Below are 16,198 nucleotides of genomic sequence, written 5' to 3'. Positions count from 1 at the left end.
GAAATTACAGCTGTTTTGAACAATCAGAAACCAAAAGTACTCATCATTACCTACTACTGGCCTCCTGCAGGAGGGCCGGGAGTGCAACGCTGGTTAAAACTGGTAAAATACCTGCCCGATTTTGGGGTCGTGCCGGTGGTATACGTACCTGAAAATCCGACCTACCCTATGGTAGACGAAGGTTTCGTGAAAGAGGTGCCCTCCGATCTTAAGGTGGTAAAAGGTAAAATCTTCGAACCCTATGCCTTGGCTTCGCGATTCTCGGGCAAAGAAAAGACGAAAGAGATCAGCGCGGGGGTTATCGGGAGTGAAAAACAGTCGTTTGCAGAAAAGCTGATGTTGTGGGTGAGGGGGAATGTCTTTATTCCTGATGCCCGAGTGCTTTGGGTAAAACCTTCGGTACGGTTTCTAAAATCGTATTTGAAAAAAGAAAATATAAAAGCAGTCATCACTACCGGTCCGCCTCACAGTCTTCACCTGATCGGAATGAAGCTCCAACAGCAGTCTGGCGTAAAGTGGATAGCCGATTTTCGCGATCCGTGGACTACCATAGGCTATCACCAAAAACTAAAACTGTCGTCTTATGCTCGTAAAAAACATATAGCTCTTGAAAATGGCGTATTGAAGAAGGCCGACAGGGTAGTGGCTACCAGTTATACTACGGCCGACGAATTCCGTGAAAAGTCGGGCAGGGCTGTAGAGGTGATTACCAATGGTTACGACAGCACCTATACCGGAACGGTAGAACCCGATGAAACCTTTACCATAGCGCATATCGGTTCGCTGCTCACCGAGCGAAACCCTGTGGTAGTTTGGGAAGCTCTGTCTGAATTGATTGCCGAACACAAAGATTTTGCCGACAATGTGGTACTCAAATTTGCGGGTACGGTAAGCGAAGAGGTCGTTGAGACGATAAAGGGATACGGATTAGCACCTTATTTGCAATTACAAGGCTATGTGTCTCACGCGGAAGCCCTGCGACTGCAAAGGGCATCGTCGGTATTGTTGCTTATAGAGATCGACAAAGCGGAGACCAGAGCTATCATCCCCGGTAAACTCTTTGAATACCTCGACGCCAAAAGGCCGATTATTGCTGTGGGTCCACAAGGATGGGATGTGACCCGTATTATGGAAGAAACCGGAATGGGACCTACCTATACCTACGAGCAAAAGGAATTGATAAAAAGCAGAATTTTTAAGTGCTACGAGCGATTCCTCGCCAAAAAATACATCATGACTCCCTCCGGTATTCAAAAGTACAGCCGAAGATCACTCGCCAACCGTATGGCCAATTTGGTGTTGGAAGTCTTGGGAGGGGAGGGGTAGATTAAATAAGGTACTTAATCAAGTACTTTTTTTAGTATATTTGTACTATGGAGACAGTGAATTACACAGAATTTCGTTCCAATCTAAAGCATTGGCTGGACAAGGTAATCAATGATATGAGTGATATCGTTATCAAACGTAAAAACGGTAAAGATTTGGTATTGATATCATTGGACGAATACAATTCTTTAAAAGAAACCACTTATTTATTGACCGGGGCAAACAGAGATGTTCTATTAAACTCTATCAAAGAACTAGAGGCTGGCAAAGGCATTCAAAAGGATTTGATCGAATAGATGAGATTGGTTTGGTCTACATCGTCTTGGGAAGACTATTTGTATTGGCAAAAGTTTGACAAAAAAATCGTAAAACGCGTTAATGAATTGATTAAAAGCGTTATGCGAACTCCTTTTGAAGGCATAGGGAAACCCGAGGCATTAAAGGGAGATTTACAAGGCTATTGGTCGAGACGGATAACCTCAGAACATCGATTGGTTTATAAATATGAAAATGGCGAAATCCTGATTGCAGCCTGTCGTTATCACTACGGAAAGTAAAACAAATCAATAAAAAAGCCTGCAGACCGAAGTACTGCAGACTTTTCATCTTTAACCTAAAAAACTAACTATCTTCGGCTTCTTACCGATGAAGATGAAGCTCTTCTCGGAGTACTCGCCTGTCTTTTTACCGTAGTTCTGGCAGACTTTTGCACTTGTCTAGGCGCTGTAGATCTCCTTACCTGTCTGGGCGCCGTAGATCTCCTTACCTGTCTGGGCGCCGTAGATCTTTGTACCTGTCTAGGAGCTGTAGATCTTTGTACCTGTCTGGGTGCTGTAGATCTCTTTACCTGTCTAGGAGCTGTAGATCTTTGTACACTATTATTACGTGTATTCCGCTGTGTACTAGTAGCTGGTCGCTGTACGCTGTTACTTCTTCTTGCAGCGGTATTACTCACACTCCGCGATGCAGCAGTGTTTCTGTAGGTAGAACGAGTGTTTGCACTGTTGCCATTGGGTGTAGTATAACTTCTTCTGTTGTTACTGGTTTGTCTCACCGTAGTCGGACCACTTTCTCTACTGCTTCTGCTGGCGAGTTCTCTCCTGTAAGAAGTATAGTCTTGTCTTTTTACCCTACGGTCGTTGGCGTATATACTTCTTCTGTTGTTTTCTTTGTAGTGATAAGTTCGCCCCACTCTGGCATACACACGTCTTGAATTATTGCGATAAGGTTTGTAATAGCTGTATCGCACAGGGTTGTAATACCTTCTGTAAGGACGGGTATTTATGATACAGTATTGAGCCATAGGCCTTGCAAAATAACGGTGAAACGGATTGTATACATAGGTTCTGTTGTACACATTGATATAACCTGTAAAGCGGCTAAAGGCTCCGTAGGCATCGTAATAGACATGCAAACCACCTATTCGTACAACTCTGTTGACATCGTAATACACATTTATCGATCCGATTCGAGAAACACGACCGTAATAATCGTAAAAAACAGGAGTGTTTAATACCTGAATAACAGCTCCGTAATCGTCGTATTGCACATAGGCGTCGTAGTTGTATCCGGAGTTAAAACTGATGTTTACATTACCTAGATTTACACCGGCACTTATATGAGGGCTGTTGTCTACATAAAAGTCGAATTCTCCATTTGGAAATACCGAAAATGTAATACCGTCTTCTACAAATATAAAGGAATCGTTATACCTAGCGGATCCGGGAGCCGAGGCCGACACCAAAGCTGGGCTCAGGCTCAGGACTATAACCGCGATTGTCATCATTATTCGTCTCATAGCTTCACTTTTTAAATTAAGAAATAACGGGGCAGTTATTAGCAGTGTATCAATGAGCGTGCCAAAATGATTTTTCCTAAATGATATTGCCGTCAACCATCACGAGTTTTCGGTCGGCCATATCGGCTAATTCCTCGTTGTGGGTGACGATTACGAAGGTTTGTTCGAATTCGTCGCGAAGTTTAAAAAAGAGTTGATGAAGGGCTTCTGCCGATTCGGAGTCCAAATTACCACTGGGTTCGTCGGCAAAGATAATGTCGGGTTTGTTAATCAAAGCTCTCGCCACGGCTACGCGTTGCTGTTCGCCTCCCGATAAAGCTTTGGGCTTGTGGTTTTTGCGGTGAGAGAGATTTAAAAAATCGAGGAGCTCAACAGCTCTAGCCTCGGTTTCTTTGCGTGCTTTTCCGGCAATAAAGGCCGGTATACAAACGTTTTCAAGAGCGGTAAACTCGGGTAAAAGCTGGTGAAACTGAAAGATAAAACCTATATGTGTATTTCGGAATCGAGCGAGCTTGCGCGCGTTGAGCCCCGATATTTCTATGTCGTTTACAAATAGTTTTCCGTCTGCATTACTCATGGTATCGAGGGTGCCGAGAATTTGCAGCAGGGTTGTTTTTCCCGCTCCAGAAGCACCTACTATAGAGACGATCTCTCCTTTGGCGATATCGAGAGAAACTCCCTTGAGTACTTCGAGATCTCCGAAGCATTTGTGGATATTTACAGCTTTTATCATAGCAATAGTTGTTTCCGCTTTTTAGAGCGTGAAAGTTCAAAAATAACTTTTATATGGGAGTTGTAAACAAAATGGGATGTGAATTTTTATTATTACCTTTAAAACGGACTTAAAACAACGCTGGAATAAGTCGGTCGGCAGGGAAGGCACAGATGTAATCAAGTGGATTGGTCTGTAGCGTTGGGTGTGGATTTGGCGAAGAATAATATTAGATACAATACAATAAACAATATATGGGATACAGAAAATTTGAGGAATACAACCTCGAGGTGACCGATGAGATAAAGCAACGTTATCAAACCATAATTTCAGATTTGGGAGAAGACCCCACACGGGAAGGACTTCTCAAAACTCCGGAGCGGGCAGCCAAAGCCATGCAGTTTCTCACCCAAGGGTATCAACAGAATCCGCAAGAGATATTGAAAGCTGCTACCTTTCGCGAAGGCTATAACGATATGGTGGTGGTAAAAGATATAGAGGTTTATTCGCTTTGTGAACATCATATGCTTCCTTTTTTCGGCAAGGCACACGTGGCTTATATTCCGAACGGACAGATTGTAGGCTTGAGCAAGATTCCGAGGGTGGTAGATGTGTTTTCCAGGCGTTTGCAAGTTCAAGAAAGACTCACTCACGACATACTGGAATGTATCAATTCAACATTAAAACCACAGGGAGTTGCCGTAGTGATCGAAGCTTGCCATATGTGTATGATGATGAGAGGAGTACAGAAACAGAATTCGGTGACCACCACCTCGGGCTTTAGAGGTGTTTTTGAAAAGGTAGAGACGAGAACAGAGTTTCTCCGCCTTATCGGATCGGATCTTTCTTAAACATATCGTTGTCGATATGACAAAACTCGAAAATATGAGTGGAAAATACAAAAAATTGCTTCTCGGTTTACTGTTCGATGCCCTTGGATATCTGTCTTTTGCAATCCCAGGTGTCGGAGAGTTTACCGATGTGATATGGGCCCCAGTTTCGGCCTGGCTAATAGCTAGAATGTACAAAGGACAAACCGGTAAAATTGCTGCAGTGGTGTCACTGGTAGAAGAATTGGCACCGGGATTTGATGTAGTGCCGACTTTTACCTTAACTTGGCTCTATGTTTATGTGATCAAAAAAGAAGCCCCGGAAGTGATAGAGGTAGATACTACAGATGAGCTGGATAAATAAGTGTTGGGTGTATAAAGTACGGCTTGCCTGAGTTCGTGTACCGCAGTGTGCGAATATAATTAACTAAAATTTAAATGCAACAAAATTGCATTAAAGAAAGTCTTTTATACCTTTGTGACAGTTATAAAACCCTTGTACTACTATGATAAAAACCACTGGTCTCCGTTTTGGATATGACGACCAACACAGCTTTGACTTTCCCGATATAGCAATAGACAAACACGGCTATCTCCTTATTTTAGGGGAGTCGGGGGTAGGGAAAACCACTTTTCTCCACCTTTTGGCGGGCTTGCTTCGTCCGCAAAAGGGGAAGATACAAATAGGGGAGACAGATATAAGTACACTGTCGCAGCGGAAACTGGACCAGTTTAGGGGACAACACATAGGCATAGTGTTTCAAAAATCTAGGTTGGTAAAAGCACTTACGGTAGTGGAGAACCTACTGTTGATACAACATCTTTCCGGGGTGGGACAAGATCGCAAAGGCGTCATGGAAATACTGGAACGACTCAATATAGGCGATAAGGCGAGTGCTTATGGGGCAAATTTAAGCGAGGGACAGAAACAGCGGGTTTCTATCGCAGCAGCCTTGGTAAACAAGCCCGATCTTATTCTGGCAGATGAGCCTACCTCTAGTTTGGACGACAAGAACTGTAGTGCAGTGATCAATTTGCTGAGAGAGCAGGCCGAACAAACCGGAGCAAGCCTGCTGGTAATTACCCACGATAGTCGTTTATCTTCTCAATTTTCCAATAGTATCCGATTATGAACATATATAAGTTAGGTATAAAAAACGCCTTGTCCAATCCGCTGAGCACATTGCTTAGCATTGTATTGATGTTGTTGAGTATTGGCCTTATTTCGCTGATGTTTCAGGTAACCCGACAGCTAGACAACAAGCTGGCTGGTAATATCAGAGGAATCGATATGGTGATGGGAGCTAAGGGGAGCCCGTTGCAACTGGTATTGTCGTCTGTATTGCACGTAGATGTCCCTACCGGGAATATCAATTTTGCCAAAGCTAAAAAGATAGTGCGAAATCCGCTGGTAAAGCAAGGGATACCGGTTTCTTATGGCGACAATTACAAAGGCTATCGCATATTGGGTACCGAAAAGCCGTTCTTGGAGTTATACCATGCAGAGATCTGGGAAGGACGTGTATGGGAGAAACCTCTTGAAGTAGTGGTAGGTGCTCTTGCCGCAGAACGGTTGCAGCTGGAAGTAGGCAGTACTTTCTCGGGCTCACACGGACTGATGGACAAGAGTGCGGAACATCACGACCACCATCCTTTTACTGTAGTGGGGATACTTAAGCCCACTAATACAGTGGCAGACCAGTTGATTATTTGTGATTTACAAAGTGTGTGGATGGTACACGATCACGGAGAAGAGCATCGCGAGCAAGCGCCAATTGCTGACGCTGATAGAGAGATTACCTCTATGCTTATCAAATTTAAAAATCCTATGGGGATGGTAAGTTTGCCGCGAATGATAAACGACAACACCAATATGCAGGCCGCCTTGCCCAATTACGAGATTGAAAGGCTTACCACTTTGCTGAGTGCAGGGAGCAGGGCTATTGCGTTTATTGCCGGGGTAATTATGTTGGTATCGGGTATCAGCATTTTTGTGAATCTCTACAAGGCGGTGAGGGAACGAAAATACGAAATGGCACTGTTGCGTACCTACGGGGCATCGAGAGGACAGCTGTTGTTGGCTGTAGTGGTAGAAGGACTGCTAATCGGTGTTGTAGGTTTTCTGGCAGGCATTGTTTTCAGCAGACTGGGAATGTTCGTACTCGGCAGTTATGTAGAAGAGAGTTACCGCTATGCTTTAGGGAGTGCAGGCATAATGAAAGAGGAGGTGTTTTTGTTTATTTTTACCGTAATATTGACGATATTTGCTACGGTATTGGCCGCAGTGCCGGTCTTTTATCTGAATGTGTCTAAAATTTTATCTGAGGATGATTAAAAAAATAATATACAGTACAGCATTGTTATTGTGGGGCTTGTGTAGCGCACAGGCACAGCAAGAAGTGACTTGGGACGATCTGACCGATGTTGAGTTTGCTTCAAAATACTTCGACGATAGCGATGGATATTTTCTGGTACCCACTTTCGGACAAAGTGTAAAAGCATTGGAGGGCAAAGAGATTTCTGTAACTGGCTATTTTCTAAACCTGTCGCCTGAAGATGGGATATTTATGCTCTCTCAAAACCCTATGGCTTCTTGTTTTTTCTGTGGTGGTGGCGGACCGGAATCGGTAATTGAAATCAAGTTTACCGAAACCCCTGAGTTTAAGACCGACGAGGTAGTCACCATTACCGGTGTGTTGGAGCTCAATGTAAACGATATAAACCACTGTAACTACATTTTGAAAAATGCCAACGGTTTTGCCCTGTAGGGGGATGGCTCGTCCATCGCCTCCCATTCCACAGCATATTTTTTATAGGGAAGGATATGGACACGGACACAGATGATGACGATTTGACGTATGGAAAAAGCAATAGATCATATTTTAAAAAACAATCGACTTAAACGGACTACCACTCGTATCGATATTTTGTCGTTGTTGCTCAACAGCAGTCACGCCATATCTTATAACGATATCAGCGAAGAGTTGGGAGAGGGCTTTGATAAATCTACCGTGTATCGAACTTTAAACAGCTTTGAGGACAAGGGGATAATCCACGCGGTAAACGACGGTAGTGGCGGAGTTAAATACGCTCTGACCTTACAAGAGGGCAAAGCGGCTCATGTGCATTTTAAATGCGATAATTGCGATCAGACCTATTGTCTTCCCGATACTGAGATCCCGGGGGTACACACTCCAAAAGGATTTGTAGTCAAAAAATCGTCTTTGTTGTTGAGTGGTATCTGCGAAAATTGTTCTTGAATACAGACTTGGTTTTATTCGTTTCCGAATATAAACCCCAGTCCCATACGCCTTAGCATTTTCTTTTCAAAATTCCAGAAAAAGGCAAACTGACCAAATAGCCACCCGAATAACACGAGTAATACTTGGTATATGGGAAAAATAAGTACTAGGCGCAGTAACCAGTACAATGCACTGTGCATACTGTCTTGATCTAACTGTAAAAATTCGAGTAGAGGTCCGGACAGCTTAGCGGAAGAAGATCCTGTAATTGCAAACACCACAATGATAACGAAGAGTTGTATATTGGAATGGATCCCCCAGCGCTTTTTTAGTCTGTTCATGCTTAGCTAAACTTGTGATATTGTAGCAAAGATAGTCATTAATTACCATAAAAAAAGGGCTGCTCAAATGCGAGCAGCCCTTTTCTAAAGCCTTGTAAGAAAGGTCTAATTATTTCTTAGACATATCTTTCATAGTATCTTCAATCATACCGTAAAACTGATCCAATTTGGGCAGTACAACGATACGAGTTCTTCTATTTCTAGCGCGTCCGGCTGCGGTGTCGTTATCGGCTACGGGAATGTAGTAGCTTCTACCTGCAGCTGTCATTCTTTCAGGAGATACGTTAAATTCGTTTTGCAATATGCGCACTACTGCAGTAGCTCTGTGTACACTGAGATCCCAGTTGTCTTCTATACCGGCGCGTTTGATAGGCATATTGTCGGTGTGACCTTCTACCATAAACTCAAAATCGGGTTTGTTGTTTACTACTGTAGCCACTTTTCCGAGTACTTCTTTAGCTCTGTCGGTTACCGTATAGCTTCCGCTTCTAAACAACAGTTTGTCTGAAATAGAAACAAATACCACACCTTTTTCAACACTGATTTCGATGTCTTCGTCGTTGAGGTTGCCCAAAACACCTTTCAAACTGGTAACCAAAGCGAGGGTTACAGAGTCTTTTTTGGTCATAGCATCTTGAAGACGCTGAATACGCATGTCTTTTTCTCTTAGACTTTCCAGTGATTTTTCTAGGTTTTCAGCACCTTTTTTAGACAAGGTGGTCAGATTTCCCATATTGTCGATAAGTGCGTTCTTTTCCGATCTCAAACTTTGATTGTCGGCTTCGAGTCTCGATTTACTCTCCAAACAAGAATTCAATTTCACTGTAGCTGAATTCAGCAAGTCTTGGGTTTCTTTTTGTTTTGCCTCTAGTTCTGAATACTTCTTTTGCGATACGCACGAAGAAAAGAAAATGGCAATACCTGCTCCAAATAATACTATTTTTTTCATCTTTTTAAAATTTATGCCTGCCTTAGCAGATCTGTTTTTGTGATTGCGTTCATTCGGTTTAAAATTCGCCTCAAAAGTATTAAAATCTTCTTATTATTCAAGATGTTTTTATTAATCTTTAAACAATTTCGGGTATACTCTTATACCGGCAATATAATACGACCAAACTACCGACCTAATAACGTAATAATACCCCGTCTTATTACTCTTAGTTCGTTTTTTTAGTATTTTTTTCAGATTTGCATAATAACTAAAATGGGCTTTTACAATAGCCCAACAGTGGTTGAACTTTAGTTGAAACACAAAACGTATACCCGCAATTCCATCCAACAACAAACGTGCCAAAACAAGGGGGAAAATACGAATTGCAGGCGCATTTTTAGTGAGTGAGAATAGCGAATTCCTAAAGTTGAGAAAGGTTTTTCTCGGGTTCATATTGTTCAGGGTAGCTCCTCCCATGTGATAGATATGACTTTTTCCGGTATACAACACCACATATCCTTTGTTTTTGGCTCTCCAGCAAAGGTCTATTTCTTCTTGATGTGCAAAGTAGTCTTCGTCAAATCCGCTCAACTCGTGAAACACTTCACTTCTTATAAACATAGCGGCACCGGTTGCCCAGAATATCTCACAGCTATCGTCGTACTGACCGAGATCTTGTTCGAGGGTTTGAAACAGCCGTCCTCTGCAAAACGGATATCCTAGCATATCTATAAATCCGCCGGCAGCACCAGCGTATTCAAACATATCTTTGCGGTAGTAATCCAGTATTTTAGGTTGGACGATGGCGATCTCTTCTCCGGATTCAAAGATCTCTAAAATGGGAGATAACCAGTTTGGGGTCACTTCTACATCGGAGTTGAGCAGACAATAAATGTCGGCATCTACCTGTTGAAGAGCATCGTTGTACCCTTTGGCAAATCCGCCGTTTTCTTTATTTCGAATAATTTTGACTTCGGGATGGTTGGCGTTTAAGTAGGCGATAGAATCGTCGGTAGAAGCATTGTCGGCCACATAGATATCGGCCCCTTTAGTGTGCTGTAATACAGAGGGAATAAATTTTTCCAATAGCGATCTTCCATTCCAGTTGAGTATAACAATAGCGGTCTTCATAGTTAAGGCTAGGCGATGTAAAATAGCAGAGAACACGCCGTCTGTATGTAATTTTATCGGTCAAGGTTGCAAATTAACGACTATAAACGGGAATATCAGGCAAAAAGATATATTTTTCCTGTTGGTAATCCATTCGGCAAAAATAATGGCGGATTCCGTTAGTTATCATCAGGAATTGTCCGTTGAGTGCGAGATTGTATCTGGCTATTTGGTCGAAGGTCTGCTGTGAGATTTCTACCGAAGGGGCCTTGCATTCTACAATAAGGGTGATTTCTCCTAGTGGACTGTATACCACAACATCGTAGCGTTTCTTTAAACCGTTTACCCGCAATTCCCTTTCTACGTTGATCAGTGAGACAGGGTAGTTCTTTTCGGTGATTAGAAATTGAACCACGTGTTGCCGTACCCATTCTTCTGGTTGGAGTTGGACGAATTTTTTACGGATGCTATCAAAAATATAGGTTTTATTTTCTCTATTTTTGAAGCGAAAGTCGTATTGTGGAAAATTTAAAGACTGCATACGACAAATATAGGGCGTTATCGGTAATTGGAGGTGAAAATATAACTAAAGCCGAAAGATAATACCATTAAACAAACAATAAATATGGAAGAGGTAAAACGGATCGTATCGGAGATCAAGTCCGGTAATATAAAACCACTTTATGTTTTAATGGGGGAAGAACCGTATTACATAGATCGAATAGCCGAATTTATAGAAGACAACGTACTCGCCGAAGAAGAAAAGGGATTCAACCAAATGGTGATGTACGGCAAAGACGTGAGCGTTGGGGATATCGTAGAAGCGGCTAAGAGATACCCTATGATGGCAGAGCGACAGGTGGTGATTGTAAAAGAAGCTCAGGAGCTCTCCCGTACTATTGAAAATCTCGCTCCATATGCCGAACAACCGCAACCCTCTACAGTATTGGTTATTTGCTATAAGTATAAAACCTTAGACAAACGCAAAAAACTGTATAAGGCCGCGAAGAAAAGCGGAGTGTTGTTTGAGAGTAAAAAACTCTATGAAAACCAGGTGGGCGACTGGATACGACGAGTACTCGCCGGTAAGAATTACAGTATAAGCCCTAAGGCAGCGTCGATGCTGGTAGAATTTCTCGGTACCGATCTCGGAAAGATCAATAACGAATTGGACAAGCTGCAGTTGGTATTACCTAAAGATACGGAGATTACTCCCTTGCATATAGAAGAAAATATTGGAATAAGCAAAGACTACAACAACTTCGAATTGCGGAAGGCAGTAGGGGAGCGCGATGTGGTCAAGGCGACGAGAATTATTAACTATTTCGGACAGAACACTAAAGACAATCCTTTTGTGGTTACGGTATCTTTGCTGTTTAACTTCTTCTCACAGTTGCTGCAGTATCACGGACTTAGCGACAAATCACCTAAAAATGCGTCATCGGTATTGCGAATCAATCCCTATTTTGTAAAAGAATATGAAATCGCCGCGAGAAATTACCCTATGAAGCGAGTAAGTGCAGCAGTAACGGCATTGCGGGAACTGGACATGAAAGGAAAAGGAGTAGGAGCCGCCAATATGCCGCAATCTGATCTGCTCAAGGAATTACTCGTGAAAATTATGAATTGATTGCTATTGTATAGATGTGAGGAAAGCCAGTAATTCTTCATCGGTGATATACTTTTGTTACCTCCCGTCTATACTCAATTTTCCCGGACCACAAAGTGCGATGCTGGCAAAGACAGTGAGATATGCCAATGCCAATTCTTTGATTTGAAGTGCATCGTTACCGTGAACGATAAAAAATGCAGTGGCCATAGTGATAATAACCGGGATACACGCCCATCTTGCCTTAAAGCCGAGTATGATAAATATCGGAGCTATAAATTCGGCCAGTGAGGCGAGAACGAGAGAAGGGATTGTACCCAAGCCTAAGGGATTAGGAAATTGTATCTCTCCTCCTTGAAACAACATTTGTACCTTGCCGAAGCCGTGTGTCATCAGCAATACAGAGGGAACGATACGAAGCAGTGCGAGACCGATATTAGATAGGTTACTTTTTTTCATAGTATAAATCTTATGTCTTAGTGATAAACTCGTTTTTAATTGTGGCCTTTTGCCTCAATGAAATAATCCGCAACGAGTTGTATTGCTAAAGTAGGAAAATATATGGAATATCGCCTCATTTTTTATAGTGACAGTAATATATGATAAAAAAACGACTGCCCGGAAATTTTCAGGCAGTCGCTTCCTCAAAGCTCTACAAGCTATACTTTTTATTTTTCCAATATCTTGTTAAATTCCTCTATAGGACGCATAGCGCCGTTGGCCAGAGCTTCGTCGGGTAGGTAATATCCACCTATATCTGTGGGCTTGCCCTGTACGTTGTTAAAGCTGTCCACTATTTGTTGTTCTTTGTCTTGTAATTGGCTGGCTATCGGACCGAATTCAGCTTTGAGTTCACTATCTTTATCCTGTGCAGCTAGAGCCTGTGCCCAGTATAAAGCCAGATAAAAATGACTGCTACGGTTGTCGGGCTCACCTGCTTTACGCGAGGGTGAACGGTCGTTTTCCAAGTACTTTTCGGTGGCGATATCCAGCGTTTCGGCAAGTACAATAGCTTTGTGATTGTCGTATTTATTTCCGAGGTGCTCTAAAGAAACCGCAAGGGCGAGAAACTCTCCGAGTGAATCCCAACGCAGGTGGTTTTCCTGGAGGAATTGCTCTACGTGTTTTGGTGCAGATCCGCCGGCTCCGGTTTCAAACAGTCCGCCTCCACTCATCAGGGGAACGATGGAAAGCATTTTTGCACTGGTACCCAATTCGAGTATAGGGAAGAGGTCTGTGAGGTAATCTCTCAGTACATTTCCTGTTACCGAAATGGTATCTTGTCCCGCTTTTAGACGTTGCAGCGTATATCTCGTGGCCTTTGCAGGAGAGAGTATCTGTATGTCCAATCCGCTTGTATCGTGTTCTGGAAGGTATTGATTTACCTTTTTGATGAGTTCGGCATCGTGTGCGCGATTTTCATCCAACCAGAAAACCACAGGGGTTTGTGTTGCCCTGGCTCGGTTTACGGCCAACTTTATCCAGTCTTGTATAGGAGCGTCTTTGGCCTGACACATACGCCAGATATCACCTTGTTCTACTTTGTGTGACATGATAACAGTACCAGATGCATCGGTGACTTCTACTGTACCATCTGCCGCGATTTCAAAAGTCTTGTCGTGCGATCCGTATTCTTCAGCTTTTTGAGCCATAAGTCCTACGTTGGGAACAGTACCCATAGTGGTGGGATCGAAAGCGCCGTGTTCTTTACAGAAGTTTATAGTTTCTTCGTAAACACTGGCATAACTGCTGTCGGGAATTACCGCTTTGGTGTCTTTTGTTTTTCCTTCGGCATTCCACATGCGTCCGGAATTTCTTATCATCGCAGGCATAGAAGCATCTATGATGACATCGCTAGGCACGTGGAGGTTGGTAATTCCTTTATCGGAATTGACCATAGCCAAATCCGGACCATTGGCGATACAGCTTTCTATCTCCGCGAGTACTGCTTTTCTGTCGGTTTCATCGAGGCTTTCTGCTGCGGCTATAATATCGCCCAAACCGTTGTTGGGGTCCCCGCCGACTTTTTCCAGTAATGCACCGTATTTTTCAAATACAGAGGCAAAGAATACTCGTACTGCATGGCCAAAGATGATAGGATCGGAAACCTTCATCATAGTGGCTTTCATGTGTAGTGAAAACAGTACGCCTTGCGCTTTTGCTTCTTCTACTTGTTGCTGTAAGAACGCAATCAGCGCTTTTCGATTCATCACCGTGCCGTCTACAATCTCTCCTTTTAATACGGAAAGCCCTTCTTTGAGTACTTGCACACTGCCGTCATTCTTTTTCAGGCTTATGGTAAGCGTATCATCTTGAGATAGGGTGTGCGATTTTTCGTTGTGCATAAAATCTCCCTCGCTCATAGTGGCTACGTGAGATTTAGATGATGCCGTCCAAGCCCCCATAGAATGAGGGTGTTTTTTGGCGTAGTTTTTAACAGCTTTTGGAGCCCTACGATCGGAGTTACCCTCCCTCAATACGGGGTTTACAGCACTACCTTTTATTTTGTCGTAGCGCGATTTGATCTCTTTTTCACTCTCGTTTTGAGGATCGTCGGGATAGCTGGGAATGGCAAATCCCTTGTCTTGTAATTCTTTGATGGCAGCAGTGAGCTGTGGTATCGAAGCACTGATATTGGGGAGTTTTACAATATTGGCTTCAGGAGTTTTGGCAAGTGCTCCCAATTCTGCCAAAGCGTCGTTTACGCGCTGTTCTTCGGTGAGAAAATCGGGAAAGGCAGCCAGTATACGTCCGGATAAGCTGATGTCTTTGACTTCGATCTCAATGCCGGAAGACTTTGTAAACGATTGAATTATGGCCAATAAAGAACGTGTAGCCAGGGCAGGAGCCTCATCTGTTTTTGTGTAGATTATCTTGGGTGTATTCGACATGATTTTAAAAGGTGATTTTGTGTAAGACAATATGCGTTCAACGCTTTTAAAGCGTAGCAAATATACGATTAAAATGTAAAAGAGGACGAAGTGAAAAATTCAAAAAAAGCAAGTAAATATTTTCAAATTGACAAAGGAGAATACGATAAGGGTAGAATGATATAAAGGTGTTGGTTAGTTGGAGAGGAGGAGATTTAGAGGTGAAGAGACGCGGTGATTCGTTATCACTCATTAACCCAATAACCCTCTCCTAAAAAGATTTAAACGAAGTCTGTTTTATGATTCTTTTCCTGAAAATTGGAGTTGTGCAACGGTTAACTTGTTATGGGCTGGTTTTTTAATAGTTTTCGTCTAACAATTTATTCAGTTCGTTTTCTAGCTGTTTTTTGTCTGGCAAGTAAAGTTGATACTTGCTTATGAACAATTGATTGCCGATACTTTCGGTGGCATATTCTACTAAAATGTTGTGTTTTGAAGCTCCTAAAACAATTCCGATTGGTGGATTGTCGCCCTCTGTGTTTTGCTCTTTTCTGAAATAGTTGAGATATAAATTCATTTGTCCAACGTCTTGATGTGTTACTTCACCACGTTTCAAGTCTATCAGAACAAAGCATTTCAAAATACGATGATAGAAAACCAAATCAACGTAAAAGTGTTTTCCACCTATTGATATTCTGTATTGTCGTTTTTCAAACGTAAAACCTTTACCAAGTTCCAATAAGAAATTTTGCAAGTTAGAAATCAGTTTTTCTTCTAATTCGCCTTCAAGGTATTGAAAATTTTCGGGAAGGTCCAAAAATTCCAATACGTAAGGGTCTTTCAAAATGTCTTCCGATTTTTGAATTTCCTGTCCTTGTTCCGAAAGTTCCAAAACTCCTTTTTTATCTTTGCTCAAAGCCAAACGATGAAACAACATACTTTTCATTTGTCGTTTGAGTTCTCGAACGCTCCAATTTTCTTTTTCAGATTGTTTGATGTAAAAACTGACTTCAAGGTCGCTATCTGCTTTTAAGATTTCAATGTAGTGGCTCCAACTTAATTTTGATTGGTATTTAGTGCTTTCAAATTGTCCAGACAGCGTCTGGATTTTTGAGAAACGCAAATAAAACTGTCTGATTTGAAATACATTGGAACGGCTAAACCCTTTCCCATATTGCTTCGAAAGGTCTTTGGAAAGTTGGTCTAAAAGTTGACTGCCATAATCCGCTTTTTCTTTTCCTCCTTGTTCAAACTCAACAATATGTTTGCCGATTAACCAATATGTTTGCACTAAAATTGTATTTACAGAATGAGCAACCTGCTCTCTGCCTTTTTGTAGCAAAGTGCCAATTTCGTTAATTAGTTCGGTATATTTTGATTGTTCAACACTCACTTTTTCTGGAAATCTGATTTCACAAATATAACGAAA

The 16,198-nt window shown here is 42.3% G+C and carries 19 protein-coding genes; 10 read left to right on the top strand and 9 right to left on the bottom strand.

What is annotated here, in order from left to right; translation table 11 throughout:
• Nucleotides 1-15 precede the first annotated feature (15 nt).
• Genes ACYZZR_RS04800 through ACYZZR_RS04790 form a run of 3 tightly spaced genes read left to right on the top strand, consistent with a single transcriptional unit; the run spans nt 16 to nt 1,883 of the window.
• Nucleotides 16-1,326 carry a glycosyltransferase gene (locus ACYZZR_RS04800; RefSeq protein WP_461532866.1) on the top strand — a complete coding sequence of 437 codons (1,311 nt, stop codon included), beginning with the start codon at nt 16-18 and terminating at the stop codon, nt 1,324-1,326.
• Between the two features lie 47 nt (nt 1,327-1,373).
• Complete coding sequence (locus tag ACYZZR_RS04795; RefSeq protein ID WP_461532865.1) at nt 1,374-1,622, top strand: type II toxin-antitoxin system Phd/YefM family antitoxin; 249 nt, start codon at nt 1,374-1,376, stop codon at nt 1,620-1,622.
• A complete protein-coding gene (locus ACYZZR_RS04790; protein ID WP_461532864.1) occupies nt 1,623-1,883 on the top strand; it encodes a Txe/YoeB family addiction module toxin in 261 nt (86 codons plus the stop codon).
• A 68-nt stretch (nt 1,884-1,951) separates the two neighbouring features.
• On the opposite strand, the gene ACYZZR_RS04785 is transcribed toward ACYZZR_RS04790, so the two are convergent.
• Both ACYZZR_RS04785 and ACYZZR_RS04780 read right to left on the bottom strand, forming a co-directional pair.
• Nucleotides 1,952-3,124, bottom strand: a complete 1,173-nt coding sequence (locus ACYZZR_RS04785; protein ID WP_461532863.1) for a hypothetical protein — start codon at nt 3,122-3,124, stop codon at nt 1,952-1,954.
• A 76-nt stretch (nt 3,125-3,200) separates the two neighbouring features.
• Complete coding sequence (locus tag ACYZZR_RS04780) at nt 3,201-3,857, bottom strand: ABC transporter ATP-binding protein (protein ID WP_461532862.1); 657 nt, start codon at nt 3,855-3,857, stop codon at nt 3,201-3,203.
• 233 nt (nt 3,858-4,090) lie between these two features.
• Between ACYZZR_RS04780 and folE the strand changes: the two genes are divergently transcribed.
• From folE to ACYZZR_RS04750, 6 genes are all read left to right on the top strand, one after another.
• A complete protein-coding gene (gene folE / locus ACYZZR_RS04775; RefSeq protein WP_461532861.1) occupies nt 4,091-4,687 on the top strand; it encodes a GTP cyclohydrolase I FolE in 597 nt (198 codons plus the stop codon).
• Nucleotides 4,688-4,703: 16 nt separating this feature from the next.
• Nucleotides 4,704-5,030 (top strand): hypothetical protein, encoded by a 327-nt coding sequence (locus ACYZZR_RS04770; RefSeq protein ID WP_461532860.1) that lies wholly within the window; start codon nt 4,704-4,706, stop codon nt 5,028-5,030.
• A gap of 142 nt (nt 5,031-5,172) precedes the next feature.
• Entirely contained in the window at nt 5,173-5,799 is a 627-nt protein-coding gene (locus tag ACYZZR_RS04765; RefSeq protein WP_461532859.1) for an ABC transporter ATP-binding protein, read from the top strand.
• Entirely contained in the window at nt 5,796-7,001 is a 1,206-nt protein-coding gene (locus ACYZZR_RS04760; RefSeq protein WP_461532858.1) for an ABC transporter permease, read from the top strand. Before ACYZZR_RS04765 ends, ACYZZR_RS04760 begins: the two co-directional genes overlap by 4 nt.
• Complete coding sequence (locus ACYZZR_RS04755) at nt 6,994-7,434, top strand: hypothetical protein (RefSeq protein WP_461532857.1); 441 nt, start codon at nt 6,994-6,996, stop codon at nt 7,432-7,434. The genes ACYZZR_RS04760 and ACYZZR_RS04755 overlap by 8 nt, the downstream gene beginning before the upstream one ends.
• Nucleotides 7,435-7,524: 90 nt before the next feature.
• Entirely contained in the window at nt 7,525-7,926 is a 402-nt protein-coding gene (locus ACYZZR_RS04750) for a Fur family transcriptional regulator (RefSeq protein ID WP_461532856.1), read from the top strand.
• A 14-nt stretch (nt 7,927-7,940) separates the two neighbouring features.
• Here the strand turns inward: ACYZZR_RS04750 and ACYZZR_RS04745 are convergent, their stop codons facing one another.
• The 4 genes from ACYZZR_RS04745 to ACYZZR_RS04730 form a co-directional block, all read right to left on the bottom strand.
• Nucleotides 7,941-8,249 (bottom strand): DUF6787 family protein, encoded by a 309-nt coding sequence (locus ACYZZR_RS04745; protein ID WP_461532855.1) that lies wholly within the window; start codon nt 8,247-8,249, stop codon nt 7,941-7,943.
• Nucleotides 8,250-8,358: 109 nt separating this feature from the next.
• Nucleotides 8,359-9,198: an OmpA/MotB family protein gene (locus ACYZZR_RS04740; protein WP_461532854.1), complete on the bottom strand. Its 840-nt coding sequence runs from the start codon at nt 9,196-9,198 to the stop codon at nt 8,359-8,361.
• 111 nt (nt 9,199-9,309) lie between these two features.
• Nucleotides 9,310-10,311, bottom strand: coding sequence for a glycosyltransferase family 2 protein (locus tag ACYZZR_RS04735; RefSeq protein WP_461532853.1), 1,002 nt, complete (start codon nt 10,309-10,311; stop codon nt 9,310-9,312).
• 73 nt (nt 10,312-10,384) lie between these two features.
• Nucleotides 10,385-10,831 (bottom strand): type I restriction enzyme HsdR N-terminal domain-containing protein, encoded by a 447-nt coding sequence (locus ACYZZR_RS04730; RefSeq protein WP_461532852.1) that lies wholly within the window; start codon nt 10,829-10,831, stop codon nt 10,385-10,387.
• Between the two features lie 84 nt (nt 10,832-10,915).
• Here ACYZZR_RS04730 and holA point away from each other — a divergent pair, with 84 nt between their 5' ends.
• Entirely contained in the window at nt 10,916-11,920 is a 1,005-nt protein-coding gene (gene holA / locus ACYZZR_RS04725) for a DNA polymerase III subunit delta (protein ID WP_461532851.1), read from the top strand.
• A 57-nt stretch (nt 11,921-11,977) separates the two neighbouring features.
• On the opposite strand, the gene ACYZZR_RS04720 is transcribed toward holA, so the two are convergent.
• The 3 genes from ACYZZR_RS04720 to ACYZZR_RS04710 form a co-directional block, all read right to left on the bottom strand.
• A complete protein-coding gene (locus ACYZZR_RS04720; protein WP_461532850.1) occupies nt 11,978-12,358 on the bottom strand; it encodes a DoxX family protein in 381 nt (126 codons plus the stop codon).
• 209 nt (nt 12,359-12,567) lie between these two features.
• Nucleotides 12,568-14,790: an NADP-dependent isocitrate dehydrogenase gene (locus tag ACYZZR_RS04715; protein ID WP_461532849.1), complete on the bottom strand. Its 2,223-nt coding sequence runs from the start codon at nt 14,788-14,790 to the stop codon at nt 12,568-12,570.
• Between the two features lie 337 nt (nt 14,791-15,127).
• A complete protein-coding gene (locus tag ACYZZR_RS04710) occupies nt 15,128-16,162 on the bottom strand; it encodes a PDDEXK nuclease domain-containing protein (RefSeq protein WP_461532848.1) in 1,035 nt (344 codons plus the stop codon).
• Nucleotides 16,163-16,198 lie beyond the last annotated feature (36 nt).

The organism is Sinomicrobium sp., assembly GCA_029266035.1.
Classification (GTDB): Bacteria; Bacteroidota; Bacteroidia; order Flavobacteriales; family Flavobacteriaceae; genus Sinomicrobium.
Note: the sequence above shows the minus strand (reverse complement) of the source record. Positions and strands in the feature narration are given on the sequence as shown.

What these genes read in the sequence shown, in the direction of transcription:
- ACYZZR_RS04785 (WP_461532863.1), bottom strand. Translation starts at nt 3,124, where the DNA reads ATGAGACGAATAATGATGACAATCGCGGTTATAGTCCTGAGCCTGAGC.
- ACYZZR_RS04790 (WP_461532864.1), top strand. Translation starts at nt 1,623, where the DNA reads ATGAGATTGGTTTGGTCTACATCGTCTTGGGAAGACTATTTGTATTGG.
- ACYZZR_RS04720 (WP_461532850.1), bottom strand. Translation starts at nt 12,358, where the DNA reads ATGAAAAAAAGTAACCTATCTAATATCGGTCTCGCACTGCTTCGTATC.
- ACYZZR_RS04755 (WP_461532857.1), top strand. Translation starts at nt 6,994, where the DNA reads ATGATTAAAAAAATAATATACAGTACAGCATTGTTATTGTGGGGCTTG.
- ACYZZR_RS04730 (WP_461532852.1), bottom strand. Translation starts at nt 10,831, where the DNA reads ATGCAGTCTTTAAATTTTCCACAATACGACTTTCGCTTCAAAAATAGA.
- ACYZZR_RS04760 (WP_461532858.1), top strand. Translation starts at nt 5,796, where the DNA reads ATGAACATATATAAGTTAGGTATAAAAAACGCCTTGTCCAATCCGCTG.
- folE (WP_461532861.1), top strand. Translation starts at nt 4,091, where the DNA reads ATGGGATACAGAAAATTTGAGGAATACAACCTCGAGGTGACCGATGAG.
- ACYZZR_RS04795 (WP_461532865.1), top strand. Translation starts at nt 1,374, where the DNA reads ATGGAGACAGTGAATTACACAGAATTTCGTTCCAATCTAAAGCATTGG.
- ACYZZR_RS04750 (WP_461532856.1), top strand. Translation starts at nt 7,525, where the DNA reads ATGGAAAAAGCAATAGATCATATTTTAAAAAACAATCGACTTAAACGG.
- ACYZZR_RS04740 (WP_461532854.1), bottom strand. Translation starts at nt 9,198, where the DNA reads ATGAAAAAAATAGTATTATTTGGAGCAGGTATTGCCATTTTCTTTTCT.
- ACYZZR_RS04770 (WP_461532860.1), top strand. Translation starts at nt 4,704, where the DNA reads ATGACAAAACTCGAAAATATGAGTGGAAAATACAAAAAATTGCTTCTC.
- ACYZZR_RS04780 (WP_461532862.1), bottom strand. Translation starts at nt 3,857, where the DNA reads ATGATAAAAGCTGTAAATATCCACAAATGCTTCGGAGATCTCGAAGTA.
- ACYZZR_RS04765 (WP_461532859.1), top strand. Translation starts at nt 5,173, where the DNA reads ATGATAAAAACCACTGGTCTCCGTTTTGGATATGACGACCAACACAGC.
- ACYZZR_RS04715 (WP_461532849.1), bottom strand. Translation starts at nt 14,790, where the DNA reads ATGTCGAATACACCCAAGATAATCTACACAAAAACAGATGAGGCTCCT.
- ACYZZR_RS04745 (WP_461532855.1), bottom strand. Translation starts at nt 8,249, where the DNA reads ATGAACAGACTAAAAAAGCGCTGGGGGATCCATTCCAATATACAACTC.
- holA (WP_461532851.1), top strand. Translation starts at nt 10,916, where the DNA reads ATGGAAGAGGTAAAACGGATCGTATCGGAGATCAAGTCCGGTAATATA.
- ACYZZR_RS04735 (WP_461532853.1), bottom strand. Translation starts at nt 10,311, where the DNA reads ATGAAGACCGCTATTGTTATACTCAACTGGAATGGAAGATCGCTATTG.